General features: G+C 66.2%; 16 protein-coding genes and 1 tRNA gene. 14 read left to right on the top strand and 3 right to left on the bottom strand.

The annotated features are described in order from the left end of the window. Window positions 1-55 precede the first annotated feature (55 nt). From B5F70_RS03765 to rplI, 12 genes are all read left to right on the top strand, one after another. Entirely contained in the window at window positions 56-322 is a 267-nt protein-coding gene (locus B5F70_RS03765) for a TIGR03905 family TSCPD domain-containing protein (RefSeq protein WP_087204224.1), read from the top strand. Then, window positions 319-1,593: a hypothetical protein gene (locus B5F70_RS03760; RefSeq protein ID WP_241145894.1), complete on the top strand. Its 1,275-nt coding sequence runs from the start codon at window positions 319-321 to the stop codon at window positions 1,591-1,593. Before B5F70_RS03765 ends, B5F70_RS03760 begins: the two co-directional genes overlap by 4 nt. A gap of 186 nt (window positions 1,594-1,779) precedes the next feature. After that, window positions 1,780-2,499, top strand: coding sequence for a response regulator transcription factor (locus tag B5F70_RS03755; RefSeq protein ID WP_087204223.1), 720 nt, complete (start codon window positions 1,780-1,782; stop codon window positions 2,497-2,499). A 3-nt stretch (window positions 2,500-2,502) separates the two neighbouring features. Beyond that, window positions 2,503-4,017 (top strand): HAMP domain-containing sensor histidine kinase, encoded by a 1,515-nt coding sequence (locus B5F70_RS03750; RefSeq protein ID WP_087204222.1) that lies wholly within the window; start codon window positions 2,503-2,505, stop codon window positions 4,015-4,017. 90 nt (window positions 4,018-4,107) lie between these two features. After that, complete coding sequence (locus B5F70_RS03745) at window positions 4,108-4,995, top strand: phosphoribosylaminoimidazolesuccinocarboxamide synthase (RefSeq protein ID WP_087204221.1); 888 nt, start codon at window positions 4,108-4,110, stop codon at window positions 4,993-4,995. Window positions 4,996-4,997: 2 nt separating this feature from the next. After that, window positions 4,998-5,663: a hypothetical protein gene (locus B5F70_RS03740; RefSeq protein WP_206383491.1), complete on the top strand. Its 666-nt coding sequence runs from the start codon at window positions 4,998-5,000 to the stop codon at window positions 5,661-5,663. 103 nt (window positions 5,664-5,766) lie between these two features. Next, window positions 5,767-7,047: an aminopeptidase gene (locus B5F70_RS03735; RefSeq protein WP_087204220.1), complete on the top strand. Its 1,281-nt coding sequence runs from the start codon at window positions 5,767-5,769 to the stop codon at window positions 7,045-7,047. Between the two features lie 21 nt (window positions 7,048-7,068). After that, window positions 7,069-7,141: transfer RNA gene (locus tag B5F70_RS03730), tRNA-Lys, on the top strand. A gap of 496 nt (window positions 7,142-7,637) precedes the next feature. Next, a complete protein-coding gene (gene rpsF, locus B5F70_RS03725) occupies window positions 7,638-7,931 on the top strand; it encodes a 30S ribosomal protein S6 (RefSeq protein WP_087204219.1) in 294 nt (97 codons plus the stop codon). Window positions 7,932-8,019: 88 nt separating this feature from the next. Continuing rightward, window positions 8,020-8,484 (top strand): single-stranded DNA-binding protein, encoded by a 465-nt coding sequence (gene ssb / locus B5F70_RS03720; RefSeq protein WP_087204218.1) that lies wholly within the window; start codon window positions 8,020-8,022, stop codon window positions 8,482-8,484. Between the two features lie 96 nt (window positions 8,485-8,580). After that, the gene (gene rpsR / locus B5F70_RS03715; RefSeq protein WP_087204217.1) at window positions 8,581-8,853 is read left to right on the top strand and encodes a 30S ribosomal protein S18; all 273 of its coding nucleotides are present in this window, start codon (window positions 8,581-8,583) and stop codon (window positions 8,851-8,853) included. Between the two features lie 24 nt (window positions 8,854-8,877). Beyond that, window positions 8,878-9,405 carry a 50S ribosomal protein L9 gene (gene rplI, locus B5F70_RS03710; RefSeq protein ID WP_087204216.1) on the top strand — a complete coding sequence of 176 codons (528 nt, stop codon included), beginning with the start codon at window positions 8,878-8,880 and terminating at the stop codon, window positions 9,403-9,405. Between the two features lie 287 nt (window positions 9,406-9,692). On the opposite strand, the gene B5F70_RS03705 is transcribed toward rplI, so the two are convergent. Beyond that, window positions 9,693-10,646 carry a WYL domain-containing protein gene (locus B5F70_RS03705; RefSeq protein WP_087204215.1) on the bottom strand — a complete coding sequence of 318 codons (954 nt, stop codon included), beginning with the start codon at window positions 10,644-10,646 and terminating at the stop codon, window positions 9,693-9,695. Then, window positions 10,639-11,700, bottom strand: coding sequence for a WYL domain-containing protein (locus tag B5F70_RS03700; RefSeq protein ID WP_087204214.1), 1,062 nt, complete (start codon window positions 11,698-11,700; stop codon window positions 10,639-10,641). The genes B5F70_RS03705 and B5F70_RS03700 overlap by 8 nt, the downstream gene beginning before the upstream one ends. Window positions 11,701-11,927: 227 nt before the next feature. Between B5F70_RS03700 and B5F70_RS03695 the strand changes: the two genes are divergently transcribed. Then, on the top strand, window positions 11,928-15,341 hold the full coding sequence (locus B5F70_RS03695) for a M28 family peptidase (RefSeq protein ID WP_087204213.1): 3,414 nt from the start codon (window positions 11,928-11,930) through the stop codon (window positions 15,339-15,341). Between the two features lie 14 nt (window positions 15,342-15,355). Next, window positions 15,356-15,613, top strand: coding sequence for a hypothetical protein (locus B5F70_RS03690; protein ID WP_143753916.1), 258 nt, complete (start codon window positions 15,356-15,358; stop codon window positions 15,611-15,613). 196 nt (window positions 15,614-15,809) lie between these two features. Here the strand turns inward: B5F70_RS03690 and B5F70_RS03685 are convergent, their stop codons facing one another. Next, the gene (locus B5F70_RS03685) at window positions 15,810-16,724 is read right to left on the bottom strand and encodes a hypothetical protein (protein ID WP_087204211.1); all 915 of its coding nucleotides are present in this window, start codon (window positions 16,722-16,724) and stop codon (window positions 15,810-15,812) included. Window positions 16,725-16,839 lie beyond the last annotated feature (115 nt).

The raw sequence follows: 16,839 nt of genomic DNA, 5'->3' as shown, positions 1-16,839 counted from the left end.
CACCAAGGGGCCCTCGGCCCTAGCGACTGTCTCACTCGGACCAGGGGAGGGTTCAATGATCTCCATCGACTTCACGCCCCGCGGCGTCTGCTCGCGCAACATCCACGTCGACCTCGCCGACGACGGCCAGACCATCGAGGGCGTTTCCTTTGTGGGCGGCTGCAACGGCAACCTCAAGGCGATCTCCAAGCTTGTCTCGGGGTGCCCGGTATCCGAGGTGACGGACATCCTGCGCGGCAACACCTGCGGGTCCAAGCCCACCTCCTGCGCCGATCAGCTGTGCTGCGCGCTCGACGCCGCTCAGGAGCAGGCGCGCGCATGAGCGTGAGAGACCGCCTTGCCCATATGTTTGGCCTTGCGTGCGATAGCCGCGAGGCCGCTGCCCCGCCCGCCGACCGGCGCGGGGTCACGCGACGCAGCTTCACCCTCGGCAGCATCGCCGCGGTGGGTGCGGGCATGGTGGCCATCTCGCTTTCGTCCTGTGGGTCGAGCGACGTAAAGGAGACGTCGGGCGAACCGCAGGTGGTAGATGATTCGCAGCTGGTCGGCGTGCTCGACGGCGACTACGAGAGCGCCGACAGCCCGTACACCGCGGTGCAGGAGTTTACGCTGCCGCTGGGCACGCTGCTGTTCCATAGCGGCGGCTCGTGGGCGGCGGCGCTCATGGCGCCGGAATCCTCGCAGCACGTCAACACCTTGGGGACGATGAGCCTCTCGACCGGTGTCTTGAACACGCTCATCGAGACGCCCACCCAGGGCGCGGCGTACGAGTTCTTTGACGTCCGCTGCACCGACGACGTCTTTGCCTGGGTGGAGATCGATTACGCGACCCGCGCCTGGACGCTCATTGGCCAGGGTCTCTACAACGGGCAGCTGAACGGCGACCCCGTCCAGCTCGACTCAGGCGATATCGATTGGGAGCCCCCGCGCTTCACCACGTGGAACACGAGCGTTATCTGGCAGAAGATGCCGCTCGCCACCGGAGGCGCCAGCACGAAGGACTCGCATTGCTACCAGTGGACGCTCGGCGATACCGAGGGGCGCGAGCTCTGGACCTCGCACGGGCGCTTTGCTGCCTCGCCCCACGTGGCAGACGGCATCTTGACGATCGCGCCGCGCGTCAACGTCGACGAGGGCACCTATTACGGCATGACGGCGATCGATTTGACGGACGGCAACCACACCCAGCGCGACCAGCTCGTGCTGCCCTCGGGCGTTGCGCCGTTTGAGGCGGTGTACGTGAACGAGCAGTTCGCGTTTTCCATTGAGGCGAGCTACGACGGGCGCGGTAGCCTGGGCAACATGGGCACGTTCATCGGCCGCGAGGGCGGTCCTTATATATATGTGCGCCGCGAGCCGCTCGCGTGCGTGGCGGCGTGGGGCTCGCGCTATCTTATCAAGGCGCAGACCTCTCACTTTGTGGTTGACACCGAGGCGCAGACCTACGCGACCCTCTCCGCCCCCGACCGCTCGGTCGATTACGGCGACTGGCCGGCGAGCGAGGGTGCCACGAGCCAGTTCTTAAGCTACGCGACCATCCGCAACGAGCAGGGCATCCCCGATCACGTGACGGCCCGCGTCTTCAGCTTGTAGCATACGCATATTGCTTCCGTAGGGATACATTTGCATAGCGTTGGGCATAATGGACAAGTAGGAGCATGCTCGCGCTCGCCGATGCCCTCGCACGCTCGGCGCCCGCAGTTGGCTCCTTGTCTATAGAGCGTGTTCGGTACGTTACAATGGACCGGGCAGGTACGACGAAAAGACAGGAGGCCGACCATGGCTTCAGATGCGAAGCGTATCCTTTTAGTTGAAGACGAAAAGGCCATCCGTGACGCCGTTGCGGCATATCTCGACCGCGAGGGGTATTGGGTTGTGGGCGTGGGCGACGGCAAGGCCGCCGTCGACGAGTTTGAGAAGCACAAGTTCGACCTCGTGATCCTCGACCTCATGCTCCCCAAGCTCTCGGGCGAGCGCGTCTGCAAGATCATCCGCGACAAGGGCTCGTCGGTGCCCATCATCATGCTGACCGCCAAGGGCGAGGTGGAGGACCGCATCATCGGTCTCGAGCTCGGCGCCGATGACTATATCGTCAAGCCGTTCTCCCCGCGCGAGCTCGTGGCCCGCGTGCGCGCCATCTTCCGCCGCGCGCATACCGAGCCCGAGGTCGACGTGCTCGATTTTGGCGAGCTCGTGATTGACATCTCCGGTCACAAGATCCTGGTGGACGGCAAGGACGTCGACCTCACCGCCTCCGAGTTCAAGCTCCTGGCTACGCTCGCCCGTCACCCGGGCCGCGTGTACAACCGTATGGAGCTGGTCGAGAAGGTGCTCGGCTACGACTTCGAGGGATACGAGCGCACCATCGACAGCCACGTTAAGAACTTGCGCGCCAAGCTCGGCGACGACCCGCGCCATCCCAAGTGGCTCTTTACCGTGCACGGCGTGGGCTACCGCTTTGAGGCGCCCGCTCAGGAAAAGAAGGCAGACGAGAAGTAACCCATGCCCTCCGAGCGGTTCGAGATAGGCAAACGGCATAAATCATCGCCCGAGAAGAGCTCTTCGCGGGCGAGCTGGAACACGCCGCGCAAGGACAATCGCCCCGGCATCAGCTATGCCACGCGCATGGCCTTTACGTTTGCGGCCACCTCCGTCATGACGGTGCTCATCATGGTGGGGGTCGTGAGCGTGGTCTGGGGCGGCGTCTTCTCGGATTACACCCGCACCAATATGAAGGATATCGCCGAGGTGACGGCGCAGCGCCTGGCCGTGGCCTACGAGGAGGACGGGGCGTGGACGGCCGAGTACCTCTCGTCGGTTGCCGAGACCACGCTTTCGAGCGATATCGGCATCCAGGTTACCGATGCGCGCGGCGAGATCGTGTACGACGATACGTGGCCGGCGGCATCCGCCAAGCGCGGCCACAGCCTCACCTCCACGGCGCCGACCGATGCCGAGGGCTCGGTTACCACGCCCATCATCACGACGGGCGGGACGACGGTCGGATCGGTGCGCGTGTGGGTGCTCGGCTCGGATGTGCTGCTGAGCAAGGCGGACAACGCCTTCCGCGACCGCACGTTCAACGCCATGGCGCTCGCCGCGCTCATAGCCGTGTGCATCTCTATCATCATCGGTTTCCTCGTGTCACACATGCTCACCTCACCGCTCCGCCGCATCACCTCGACGGCCAAGCAGGTGCGCGACGGCGACCTCTCGGCCCGCACCAACATGCGGGGCGATGACGAGATCGATCGGTTGGGCGAGACGTTTGACGAGATGGCCACCTCGCTCGAGCGCGACCTCAAGCACGAGCGTCGCATCACCTCCGACGTGGCGCATGAGCTCCGCACGCCGCTCATGGGCATGCTCGCCACCGTCGAGGCGATGCAAGACGGCGTCATGCCGGCAGACGATGAGCATCTGGAGACCGTGGCGACCGAGACCCGCCGCTTGGCGCGCCTCGTGCAGCAGATGCTCGACCTCTCGCGTATGGAGGCCAAGAGCGCACCGCTCAATATCGAAGAGGTCGATATGGTGCCGTTTGTGCAGCAGATTGTGGCGGGCCAACACCAGCTGTTCCACGATCACGACCTGCGCCTGCGCTTCAACGACGAGACGCAGGGGCGCGACGCGGTGGTGGAGTGCGATCCCGATATGATCACGCAGGCCATCATCAACATCATGAGCAACGCGATGCGCTATACGCCCGAGGGCGGCTGGGTCGTCGTGTCGGTCAAGACGGGCAAGCGCGACGTGCTCATATCGGTGAGCGACACCGGCATCGGCATCGCCAAAGAGGACCTGCCCCGCATCTTCAGCCGCTTCTGGCGCGCCGACGCGAGCCGCGCGCGCGAGGCGGGCGGCTTGGGCGTGGGCCTCTCCCTCACGCAGCAGATCATCGAGCGGCATCACGGCTACATCGCGGTCGATTCCGAGCTTGAAAAAGGTACGACTTTTACGATTCATCTGCCGCGCGAGCACACGCCCGAGACGCCGTCTACTACAATGGAAAACTAGCGCTGTTTCGCTCGGGCTTGGGCAACGGCGCGGCGGGGCGCACCGAGGGCGCGCCCTCTTACCCGGCTCGTTCCTAAGGAGTGATTCCACGTGACTACGCTTGAGCGCCGTCCCGATTCGCGCGGCAAGGTCCGCGACATCTACCAGGCAGGCGACAACCTGCTCATGGTGGCAACCGACCGTATCTCGGCGTACGACTTCATCCTGCCCGATGAGATCCCGTTCAAGGGCGAGGTCCTGAACCGCATCTCGGCGTTTTGGTTCAACAAGTTTGCCGAGCTCGTGCCCAACCATCTCGTCTCCATCGACGTGGACGCCTTTCCGGCGGAGTTTGCGGAGTACCGCGATTACCTCGCCGGTCGCGCCATGCTCGTGCGCCGCGCCGAGACGCTGCCCATCGAGTGCATCGTCCGCGGTTACCTCACCGGTTCGGGCAAGAAGACCTATGACGAGGACGGCACCGTCTGCGGCATCAAGCTGCCCCAGGGCCTGACCGAGGCGTCCAAGCTCCCCGAGCCGCTCTTCACGCCGTCCACCAAGGCGGCCATCGGCGACCACGACGAGAACATCTCGTTCGATCGCACGGTCGAGATCGTGGGCGCCGACATCGCCGAGCAGCTGCGCGACCTGTCGCTCAAGATCTACACCGCCGCGGCCGAGTACGCGGCGACCCGCGGCATCATCATCGCCGACACCAAGTTTGAGTTTGGCATTATCGACGGTCGCGTGACGCTCATCGACGAGTGCCTCACCCCCGACTCGAGCCGTTTCTGGCCCGCCGCCTCCTACGAGGAGGGCAAGGTCCAGCCGAGCTACGACAAGCAGTACGTGCGCGACTGGCTGCGCGCCAACTGGGATATGACCGGCGAGCCGCCGCACCTTCCCGCCGAGGTCGTCGAGGGCACGTCGGCGCGCTACCGCGAGGCGTACCAGATCATCACCGGCGCCGATTTTGTGAGCATGAAGGAGAACCAGTAACCATGAGTATGCGCAGCGCCACCAATAAGCGCACGCTGGAGCAGGAGTACACCGGCGCGACCCGCAAGGGCGCCGGTTCCGCCAAGCCCGCCCGCGCCGCGGCGGGCTCGGTGCGCGTCGTCCCCGCCTCGTCGAAGGCCCGCCGCAAGGCGGCCGAGCGCGGCGAGAGCCTCGAGGGCCTCTCCAAGGAGGAGAAGCGCGCCCGCAAGCGCGAGGAGCGCGCCCGCGAGGACCGTCTGTACGACGCGTCGAACATCATGCTCAAGGAGGACGAGGACTACAATAAGTACCGTAAGATCTTCTGGGTGATTCTCGGTGTGGGCATGGCCGCCATCGTGGCGACCTGGTACGTCCTTCTGGGCGGTCAGCAGTCGCACGTGGGTCAGAGCGGCAACCCGCTCGAGATCGTGGGCATCGTGCTCGCGTACGCCGCCATCATCGGCGCCTTCATCTTCGACCTGGTGAAGATCCGCCCCATCCGCAACTACTACCGCTCGGTGGTCGAGGGCATGTCCGAGCGCAAGCTCGTCGAGGTGCTCGAAGCGGCTGCCACCAAGAAGGACGCAAAGGGCAAGGGCGATGCCGAGGCGCCGAGCGCCGGCTCCTCGGGCACGAAGGTCGCCCCCGCGCAGAAGCGCCCCAAGAAGAACCAGCGTTCCCGTCGCTAAGCTGTGTACCATGGCAGCCCTTGGCAGCCGCGCCCGCTCGGTCGCGCGCCAGGGGCTGCTGCTGTGTCTGTCCATCCCATATCCCGCCAGTTAGGGGTACCTCATGATCCGAGCTGCACTCACCGTGGAAGACGCCCGTCTGGGCATGCGCAATCTGGCGCCCAAGATCGAGCGCTATGCGCGCCTCATCGTGCGGCAGGGGGTGCACGTCACGCCCGGGCAAGAGATGGTGGTCCAGGCACCGGTGGAGACGCGGTCGTTTGTGCACGTGCTCGTGCGCGAGGCCTACGCCGCCCACGCGGGCCACGTGACGGTTATCTGGAACGATGACGTGGTGTCGCGCCTCACCTACGAGCATGTCGATGCCGCCTACTTCGAGCAGACGCCCTCGTGGCAGATCGAGCAGCTCGATTCGCTTGCCCGCGCCGGTGCGTGCTTCATCTTTGTGGAGGGAGCCGACCCGGAGGCCCTGAAGGGCATCGACCCGGCCAAGCCCGCGGCGGCCTCCAAGGCGCGCAACGCCCAGTGCAAGATCTTCCGCCACGGCCTCGATTTCAACATCAACCCCTGGTGCATCGCCGGCGCCCCCGTGGCCGCTTGGGCGCGCCACGTGTTCCCCGCGCTCGACGAGGAGATTGCCATCTACAAGCTCTGGTGTGCCATCCTTGCGGCGGCGCGTGCCGACGGGGGGGACCCCGAGAGCGATTGGGAGCTCCACGACGCGACGTTCGACAAGAACCTCCGCTTCTTAAACGAGCATCACTTCGACGCGCTCCGCTATACGGCCGACAACGGCACTAACCTCACCATCGGCATGACGGACCACCACGTGTGGGCGGGCGGCAAGAGCGAGACGCCGGACGGGCACGTGTTTTTCCCCAACATTCCCACCGAGGAGGTCTTCACCTCTCCCGATCGCATGCGGGCAGACGGTATCGTCCACTCCGCCCTGCCGCTCATCCATCACGGCAACAAGGTCGACCGCTTCTGGCTGCGCTTTGAGGCGGGCCGCGTGGTGGATTACGGTGCCGAGCAAGGGCTGGAGACGCTGCGCTCGATCATCGAGACCGACGAGGGCTCGTGCCGTTTGGGCGAGGTCGCCCTTATCTCCAAGAACACCCCGATTCGCGAGAGCGACATCCTGTTCTACGACACGCTCTACGACGAGAACGCGAGCTGCCACTTGGCCCTCGGGATCGGGTTCCCGGAGTGCTACGAGGGCGGGTACGACATGGATGCCGCGACGCTCGCCGCGCACGGCGTCAATACGTCGACGACGCACGTGGACTTTATGATCGGTACCGATGACCTCGATATTGTGGGCATCATGGCCGACGGCACGGAGGTGCCCGTTTTCACCAACGGGCAGTGGTGCTGGGAGTAGACGTGTTACAATGATGCGCGCGGGCCGTTAGCTCAGCTGGCAGAGCAGGGGACTTTTAATCCCAAGGTCTAGGGTTCGAACCCCTAACGGCCCACCCAAGGTATACGAGAGCCTCCCGTCGGCGTTATTGCCGGCGGGAGGCTTTGTGTATGAGAGCGGCGCACAAGGTGCGCCCGCGCCGCAAAGGCGCTCCTCGTGTGGACTCTCTGTGGAACATGTTCTGGCGCTGCCCGCACGGGGCTGTGCACAACCGAGTGAAACACACGCCGTGTGACCTGCTGATTTGGAAATTCGGTCACACATCTGTCTGCCTCACGTGCGATGGGCGTGGAAACCGGTTGGTTGTGAGTGAGATGCCGGGTGCATGCTTATGGCAACAGTTGCCGCCGTGCAGACAGGCGTTTGTGCGGCGACAACAGGATGCGACAGGAGGCGTGCGCCGGTACGCGCCGGTACCAGATGTGGAGGTCATGAAGGGTGTTGCCATCCAGCTTGAGAAAACGGCAGGAAGCGGCTATAGTAGCTGAGTCCTTTCCTGCCCCGAGCGCACCTTCACGACCCGGGGCCTTATGCCCAGAGGAGGTGACCACATGAAGGCTTATGAACTGCTGTTTTTTGTCAATCCCGCACTCGACCCCGAGACTCGTCTCGCGGTGATGAAGCGCATCGACACCACGATCGCTGAGGGCAACGGCACGGTTGACAAGGTTGACGAGTGGGGCAAGCGCAAGCTCGCCTACGAGATCAACGACCTCACCGAAGGTGATTACACCCTCATCAACTTCCACGCAGACCCGGCGCAGATCGCCGAGCTCGACCGCGTTCTCCGCATCACCGATGCGGTGGAGCGTCACATGATCGTTCGTCGCGACGACATGGAGTAAATGCGTTGGAACCGGTCGCGCGTCCGCGCGCGGCCACCGGGCTGTGCAACGTAGGGCGCGGCCCATCACCGAGAGGTAGTGAGTGCACATGAGCATCAACCGAGTGAACATCTCAGGCAACCTCACCCGTGACCCGGAGGTCCGCATGACGTCCGGCGGCACGCAGGTACTGTCCTTTGGCGTGGCGGTCAACGACCGTCGCCGCAACCCGCAGACCGGCGAGTGGGAGGACTACCCCAACTTTGTCGACTGCACCATGTTCGGTTCTCGCGCCGAGGCCGTGAGCCGCTATCTCTCCAAGGGCTCGAAGGTCGCCATCGAGGGGAAGCTCCGCTACTCCTCGTGGGAGCGCGACGGCCAGCGCCGCAGCAAGCTCGAGGTCATCGTCGATGAGATCGAGTTTATGAGCCGCGGCCAGCAGCAGGGTCAGGGCGGCTACGCCCCGGCTCCGCAGCAGGGCGGATACGCCACGGCGCCTCAGGCCCCGCAGCCCCAGGCACCCGTCCAGGCCCCGCCTGCGGTGGATGTCTACGATGAGGACATTCCGTTCTAGCACGTGCGGGACGGTATGTCGGTAAGGTAAGGCGGCCGGCTACCGGCTCGGTCGCAGGCGGTGCCCCCGGCATCGCCAGAAGAAAGGTATTTTGACATGGCTAAGGCTAATGATTTTGCAGCACGTCAGCCGCGTCGTAAGTACTGCCAGTTCTGCAAGGAGGGCACTGAGTACATCGACTACAAGGATACTCAGCTCCTCCGTAAGTACATGACCGACCGCGGCAAGATCAAGCCGCGTCGCGTCACCGGCGCTTGCACGCAGCATCAGCACGACATCGCGAACGCCATCAAGCGCGCCCGCGAGATGGCCCTGCTGCCGTACACCGTTCCCGTGGTTTCTTCCCGCGGTGAGCGTCGTCGCGGCTAGTGGCGCTTGACTAAAGGAGATCTCATGAAAGTCATTCTTCTTGGTGAGATCAAGGGCAAGGGTGGCGAAGGCGACGTCATTGACGTGGCCCAGGGCTACGCCGAGAACTACCTCTTCCCGAAGAAGCTCGCCGTTGCGGCTACCAAGGGCAACCTCAAGCAGCTCGAGGAGCGTCGCAACAACATCGCTAAGCGCGAGGCCGTCCGCATGGCGGACGCCAACGCGCTCAAGGAGACCCTCGAGGGCAAGCAGGTCACCGTCGACGCCAAGGTGGGCGACGAGGGCATCCTGTTTGGCTCGGTGACGGCCGCCATGATCGCCGACGCGGTCAAGGATCAGCTCAACGTCGAGATCGACCGCAAGCGCGTCGAGCTCGGCAAGCCGATCAAGGTCGCCGGCGCCCACCAGGTCGACATCTCGCTCTACCGCGAGGTGCGCGCCACCGTTACGGTGCTCGTGGGCGTGGACGCCGAGGAGGCCGCTGAGGAGACCGAGGTTGAGGCTGAGGCCGAGACCGAGGTTGCCGAGGCTACCGAGGAGGCTGCTGAGTAACCATAGGTTACCGGCACCAATTCTGCGTGATGAGCGGGGCTGCAGCTTTGAGGCTGCGGCCCCGTTTTTTGTCTCCTGAGGGATGCGGGTGCCGCCCCGATCCGGAGGGGCGCGCGGCGTCCCGCGCAGCGGTCCAATCGGGCCTTTGATGCTTCCGTTCAATCGGCCCTCATCGTCCCACCCGTGAAGAAAATCGCGTTCAGGCCCCCAAAAGGGGGCAGAATACGGGCCTAAGCGCGATTTCCTTGAGCTGATGGGCGGGGAGGGGATGGCGGCATCACTCGGCGCTAGGTTAGCGTCGCCGCGTAGGTGAGAAACGCGTCGACGGTGGCGGCGGGCGCGACGATGCGGAGGGCGCCGCCTGCGGCGAGCACGTGGTCGAAGAGCCAGGGCTCGGCGGCGACGCGCACCTTGAGGCGGGTCTCGCCGGCACCGTCGGGGGCGGGACTCATCTCTTCGATTCCGTCCCATGTGGGGACGGCAGCGCCAGGGGCGAGGGCGAGCTCCACTAACGGCGCCGTTGCACGCAGGCTCTCGGCAACGGCCGCGTGCGCCGCGCTGTCAGACGGGGCGGCGGCTGCCGTGTGCGCGCCGAGGTTCGTAACGGCCGCGATGCGCTCGAGCCTATAGCGGCGCTCACCCCGCTTGAGCACGTCGCGCGCCCTAAGATACGCGGCGTCTGCGGTGACCTCGAGCGCAAGGGGGTCGACGAGGCGCTCGCGGGCCTCGGTGTCGCCGTGCGCGCGATAGGCTATGCGGATGCGGGCCCGCTCGGCTATCGCCTGCTGCAAGGCGGGATACCACGCTCCAAAGGAGACGGTACCGGCGACGAGCGGCGTCGCGTCCGGGCGCCAGCCGTCGGGAAGAAGAGCGCGCGAGAGCCGGTCGCGCACATCGTTTGGCAAATGGAGTTCGCCCATCACGCAGGCGAGGGCGGCGCCTTCGCCCAAGCTGAGTCGGAGGGGCATGAGCTCAGAGCCCTCGCCGGCGAGCACGATATCGTCGTGGTCGCGGAAGATGACGGCGCGGGCGCCGCTCTCGCGATCGGCGAGCGTGGCGATAAGGGCGATGGCCTCGTCGATCTCTGCGTCGGTGGCCTCCAGATAGGTGCGTGCCTCATCGGCGGTCACGATGGTTCCCTCGACCGATGACAGGAGCTCGAGCAGGCGGATGGCCCGCTCGACGCGGCGGTCTGAACCGGTGAGGATGCTTTTGCGGCGCGAGGGGCGCGGTCTAGGCATGGGCGCTCACCGCCTTGGAGATGGTGTCACGCCAGGTATCGACTAGGGCGGCGGGCGCCACGGGGCGCATGCCGTCGCGCGCGTGCTCGAGGGCGAAGGCCGCCGCTGCGTTGAGGTCGCGCACGGTGATGTGCCAGCGCCATGAGCCGTCGCCCGCGCGCTCACTCGTCCCGCGCCCATAGGTAAGCGCCGCCAGCTCGGCACGGGTGCGCTCGGCAGGCAGCGAGAACGTGGCCGCAACGGGTTCGCCTTCGCCCAAGTCGAACGGCAAGAAGAGATAGGGGCGCACGTCAAAGTCGGCGGGGACCTCGTAGGAATCGCCGAGCACGCCTACCCGCTCGATGCGGTCGATACGAAAGGTGCGCACTGCCTGTGTCGCGCTGTCGAGCCCCACGACGTAGCCCGTGGCACCGTGGGCAAAGATGCCGTAGACGGCCACGGTGCGCTGGGAGCTCGCGCCGCGCGCGTTGCGGTACGTAAGGGGTACGGTGCGGCGGAGCGAGAAAGCCGTCCAGAGGGCGTCGGCCGTGCCGTTTTGGCGCGCACGGTTTTGTTGCGAGGCGGTAGGGGACGCGACGCGCTGGGGGTCTTCGGGCGGGAGTTCGCCTGCGAGACGGGCGAGCTCCTCGCGCGCGCGGATGCGCACGGCGTTGAGCGGCGGGGCGAGCGGGTGCGCGGGGCCGGCGAGATAGGCGTCGATGGCCTTGACCAAGAGGTGCACGTCGCCCTCGCGCACTATGCCGCCGCCCGCAAAGGTGCGGGCACGGTCGATGGCCCAGGAGCTCTGCTCGGTTTCGGCCGCGTCGGTGGCGCGGACCTCGGCGATAAAGACACCCCGCTCGGCGAGCTTCTCGCGGTCGCGCCTAAATTTGCGGAGGTCGGAGGCGCGGTTTGGGGACCCGTAGCCCAAGTCGGCATCGGAGACGATCTCGTCGGTGGTGAGGGGCCGCTCGGCGGCGTTGAAGATAAACAGCAGGTTGAGGAGGCGCTGAGCGGTCTCGTCAAGCGGCGCGTCGGCCGTCCCGTCATCAGGCTGGCGCCTGCGTTCGGTCATGGGTCCTCCCCTCAGCATGGTGCGCGTTTACCGTCGGGCCGCCCGTAGGCGGCGCTTGTGTGTCCATTGTAGACGATGCATCCCTGGGGCTCTTCTGCACAAGCCTTGTGGCTTGCGGTCGATAGCTGCCGAAATGGCTAACTCGCGGTATACTTTCGACTATATACGAACCATGCCCGTGCCCTTGGGCGCGGGTGGCCTTGCAACCCAGCGATGCGGAGTCCCCTATGGCAAACGTCCGCCCTTATATCAACCACCTGCTCCAGAGCTCGGGTATCACGCCCGCTTGCAGCGAAGAGGAGCGTCTGGCCGCCGAGGATCTGGCGCAGATCTTCCGCAAGCACGGCTTTGAGCCCGAGGTGCAGGAGTTCAGCGCATCCGGGTCCAAGAAGATGGTGAACGCCGTGCTCGGCATCGCGGTCTTTGTGGGTGCAGTGCTCATGGGCATCGGCGGGATTGTCGGTGTGGTGGGGCTTTTGCTCGCGCTTGCCGGCGGCGTGCTGTTTACGCTCGAGCGCGTGGGCAAGACGTCGCTCTCGCGCATGGGCGGCGCGGGGCTCTCGCAAAACGTCATCGCCTACCATCAGGCGTCCGGCCCGCTCGCCTCGCCGCGCAACCGTCCCGTGGTGGTCGTTGCCCATTACGACTCGCCGCGCGCGGACCTCTTGTCGCAGATGCCCTATGCGGCGTACCGCCCCATCATCGTCAAGGCGCTGCCGTACGCGATGCTCGTGCCGGCCGTGATTGCCATCGTGCGCCTGCTCCCGCTGCCGGGCGCAGCCAAGGTGGTCCTGTGGATTCTCGCCATCTTGGTGGCGCTGGTGCCGCTCGCGTCTGCCGTCGCGACGATTCTCAACCGTTTCGTGCTCCCGTATACGACGGGCGCCGTGTGCAACAAGTCGTCCGTCGCGGCGATGCTCGGCGTCATGAACGCCGTCGCTCCGTTCCGCGGCGAGCGCGAGTTCCCCGAGGACGTCCCGTTTGGCAAGTACATGCGCGAGCAGCGCCGCCTCGCAGCCGCCGCCGCACGCGCCGCCGCCGAGGCCGAGGCCGCCCGCGCCGCCAAGCGCGCCGGGACGGTGGCAGACGCCGAGGTGCCGGCTGATGCCGATGCAGCCGCCCAGCCCGCGGAGGGCGCGGAGGGCGCGGCGGTGCCCGCGCCGGATGCGGGCGAGGCTCTTGCCGCCGCAGCCGGTGCTGCAGCGGCAGGCGCGGGCGCGGCTCTTGCCGCCGGTGCTGCTGCCGGAACTGCCGCCGACGCCGCCGAGCCCGTGGTCGACCTGGGCGCCACGCAGGCGATGGAGATGCAGCCGACCGGCGAGACGGCCTCGTTTGCGGCTGAGGAGGAAGCGGCCCCCGCTCCGGCAGAGCTCATCGAGGTGGAAGAGGAGCCCGCGGACGAGGGGCGGGTCGCCGAGGCTTCCGCCGACGCGTCGGGTGCCGATGAGGTTGCAGACGCTCCCGAGGAGGCTCCGGCCGATGCTTGTGCCGCGGAGGTTTCCGAGGATGCCGTCGCAGAGGCGCCGTCCGCCCCGGAGCCGGTTCTGGTAAACGCTGAGGGCAACTATCGTTACGGTGTGGATACCCTGCGCTCCCTCGGCATGGTGCCGGCGAGCTGCGTGATCGAATACGACGAGCCTGAGCCTGTCGAGCCCGCCGCGGAGCCCGCCCCGGTCGTCGAAGCTGCCCCGATCGCCGCGGAGGAGCCCGTCTCCGCCGTGACGCCCGAGGCAGTCGAGAATGAGCCTGCGCCCGCCGCGCCGACGGAGCAGGATGATGCCGAGGGCGGTCTCGACGACGAAGACGCCTACGCGGAAGATGACGACGCCTACGGCGATGAGGATTTTGCCGAAGACGACTACGACGAAGATGATTACGACGAGGACGACGACTTCGACTACGACGGGGAAGCCGCCTACGACGATGAGGACTACGCGTTCGACTACCAGCCTTCCGCCTACGAGGCGACCGGCCTTGCGCGCTTTGGCGGCCGCGGCGGCAACGTGGTCGAGACGCTCTCGCAGGTGGGCGCCACCGCGGCGCGCTTCTTTGGTGAGGCTCTGAGCCGCGGCAAGAGCGCGCTGTCGCATCTCGAGGGCGTCGCGCACGACGTCGCCGGGCGCATTGGGTCTTCTGCGGATGAGGAGGCGCCCGAGTCCACTGTCGACGAGCAGATGCCGGCGGACGAAGTCGAGAGCCCTGTCACCGACGGTGCAGGTGCGTCGGAGGAGACCGCCGAGCCCGCGGTCGACGAGCCGACGGTCGCCTACGCGCCGATTGACGACGAGGCGGTCGCGGCCTCGCTCGAGAAGACGGTTGCCGGTGCGCCCGCGCCGGTAGACGAGGTGCCCTCCGATGGGACCGAGGCGCCCGGCGAGGGCGACGAGCCCGTGGCGGACGCGCCCGCCGGCGGGGCGGATGCCGCGGAGGCCGCGGCGGACGAGAGCACGCCGGCAGAGCCTGCCGTCGCTCCCGTTGCGGGCGGAGACGTGCCGCTGACGGGCGCGACGGTTGCCTTTACGGTTCAGCCGGTTGCCGGCACGGCAGACGCCACGGCGGTTTCGGAGGCTCAGCGCCCGGACGAGACGGTCGACTCGCTGATGGCGGAGATCAACCCGCCGCGTCCCGCCGCCGGTCGCCGTATGCCGCTGACGGTGCCCGACCCGCAGCAGCCTTCGCTCAACCAGCCGAGCGCGGCGAGCCGCGCGTCCCTCTTCGATCTGCCCGATCCCTCGGCGCCCGAGGCCGATCCCTTCGCGCCGCAGAGCGCGTCTGGCTCTGGCGGGGCGACGGCGTCGCGTCAGACCGCTCAGGCGCCTGCTCCGGCGCAGCAGTCCGGCGCGGGCCGCAGCTTCTCGGTCATCGACCCCGCTCAACCGGTGGCACCTGCCGCGCCCGCTGCCCCCGCGGCTCCGGAGCCGGCGGCAAGCCCCTTTGAGGTGCTGAGCGCCGATGCGCCCGCCATCTCCCGTCCGCAGGAGGAGAAGCGCCGCGGCCTCTTCCGCCGCAAGAAGCAGCAGGAGCCCTCGATGGGCGAGTACCTGGGCCTCGGCGACGACTTCGACGCGAAGAGCTCCGGCCGCGACATCGGCTCGTGGGATAACTTCGAGAACGATGACTGGAAGGGCGGCGCCACCGGGGCTGCCGGCGTGAGCGCCGACGAGCTGCGCGATGCCGTCACCTCGCTCGGTGACGACGAGCTGCTCGGTCACGATATCTGGTTCGTGGCGACCGGTGCCTCCGAGTACGGCAACGCCGGCATCGAGGCGTTCCTGGCGACGCACCGCGACAAGCTGCGCGGCGTCTTCCTCATCAACCTCGAGTGCGTGGGCGCCGGCCAGATCGCTATGCTCTCCACCGAGGGCGACCACCGCGTACTCAAGGGCGATAAGCGCATCATGAACCTCGTCCGCAAGGTGTCCGGCGCGTTCCATCATGAGTTCGGCGCTGTCGACATGCCCTATCTTGCGACCGATGCCTACGTGGCCATGAACATGAGCCTGCGTTCGCTCACCATCGCCGGCGTGGACGGGCCGTGCCTCGCCTGCTCGCATAGCGAGGAGGACCTGCCGCTCTCCGTCGACGTCGATAACATCAACCGCGTGGCGGACGTGGTGACCGAGGTCATCCGCCGTTCGTAACAAGGGGGCCCAGCGTGCTGTCGTATCTGAGAAGGCATTGGCTTTTGTATCTCATCCTCACGGCGCTTGCCATCGCCTTGGGTCTGGGCGCCTCGTATGTGGTCGGCGTCATAGGCTCTACGCCCGACTCGGTGCGTGAAGAGCGCGTCGCCAGCGAGGAGGAGCATGCCGACGATATGAACAGCATCGATGCGGACCTCTCGGGCGATGCGGCGGCGACAGACGAGGGCGCTGCCGATGCCGCGGCGACTGATGGAGCGACTACTCAATAACGCGTAGCGCAACGGCTGCCCAGATACGATAACGGCGGAGTGCCCCTGCGAGCGCTCCGCCGTTTTTCTTCCCGATACCTTGGTGCAACATCCTTAGCGCAACGTTGCACGGGAATGTGCCCGCGATGCCGCGGGCAGGGGCGCCGATGCGGTACCGGCTTGTTGCCGCGCAAACGATGGGGCTGTGCTCGCGCGGTTACCCATCGCATTCGAGCTGCAATTGGATGCTCGCGCCGAGGTTATCTATCCAGTCTTCCTCAGAGAAGGTCCAGAAGGCGGCGTGGATATAGGCGCCTTCGGAGCTCCCAAGGTCGGATGGATGCATAATGATCTCCTCATAAGGGGAGCCGGCTAAGAAGGCTTGGCAAAACGGCTCGGGAAGGGCGCCGTACGAGGCGAGGCCCGGCTGCTCGAAGGGTACGTCGAGGTTGGATACGACCTCGTGCATGGCATCTAGGCTCGCTTCGGCCCGCACGAGGTTCTCCTCGAGCGGGAGCGCGGGGTCGACATCCATGTCGTAGATGACTTCGGTCACCACACCCTCGTTGTCGACGTTCACGCGCACCTGGGTGTTCTGGTCGCCCTCATCCATATACAAGGCGCCGTTCATGCTGTAGCCGGCGGGGTCGTATACCGCAATGGGGAGGTCGCCGTACGCGTAGAAGCCCGCATCCTCAAACGCGGTCTCGATGGCAGAGAGGGTGGCGGCCGCGCGCTCCTTCTCGCCCGCCATGACCTGCTTGCGGTCGACAAAGTGGACGCCGTATGCCGCAATGAGCACGGCGCTTAGACCGACGGCAAACACGATGCGGGTCTTTCTGGCGCGGGCGCGCCCCGCAGCTGATTCCTGAAACGCACCGACCCGGCCACCGTGGCGCACGATCCAGATGACGCGGCAGATGAGCACGGTCATCACAACTTCAAGGACTATCCACAGTATCCAGCCCGGCAGATAAGGTGGCTGCGAGTGGAAGACGAGCTCGTCCAACATGGATAGGATGAGGAATTCTCCACTGAGCAGAAGTACGATGCAGAGGCCATAGCCGGATGAGCCCAGCGCATCGAGTGCGTCTTTGCGCGCATCAGGCTGCGCCTTTGCATGCGTCGTCATGATCGGTCCTTCCTCCCCGCGCCGCTCGGACATGGTGGGGACTACAGCCTGTCCCCGCCGCGTCCAGTTGTCGCCTTTATACCCCTGTTGGGAACGGGGCTACGGTATACCGATG

Origin of the sequence: Collinsella sp. An268 (assembly GCF_002159765.1) — a bacterium.
Lineage (GTDB): Bacteria > Actinomycetota > Coriobacteriia > Coriobacteriales > Coriobacteriaceae > Coprousia.
The sequence above is the reverse complement of the archived record's forward strand: the minus strand, read 5'-3'. Positions and strand labels throughout refer to the sequence as shown.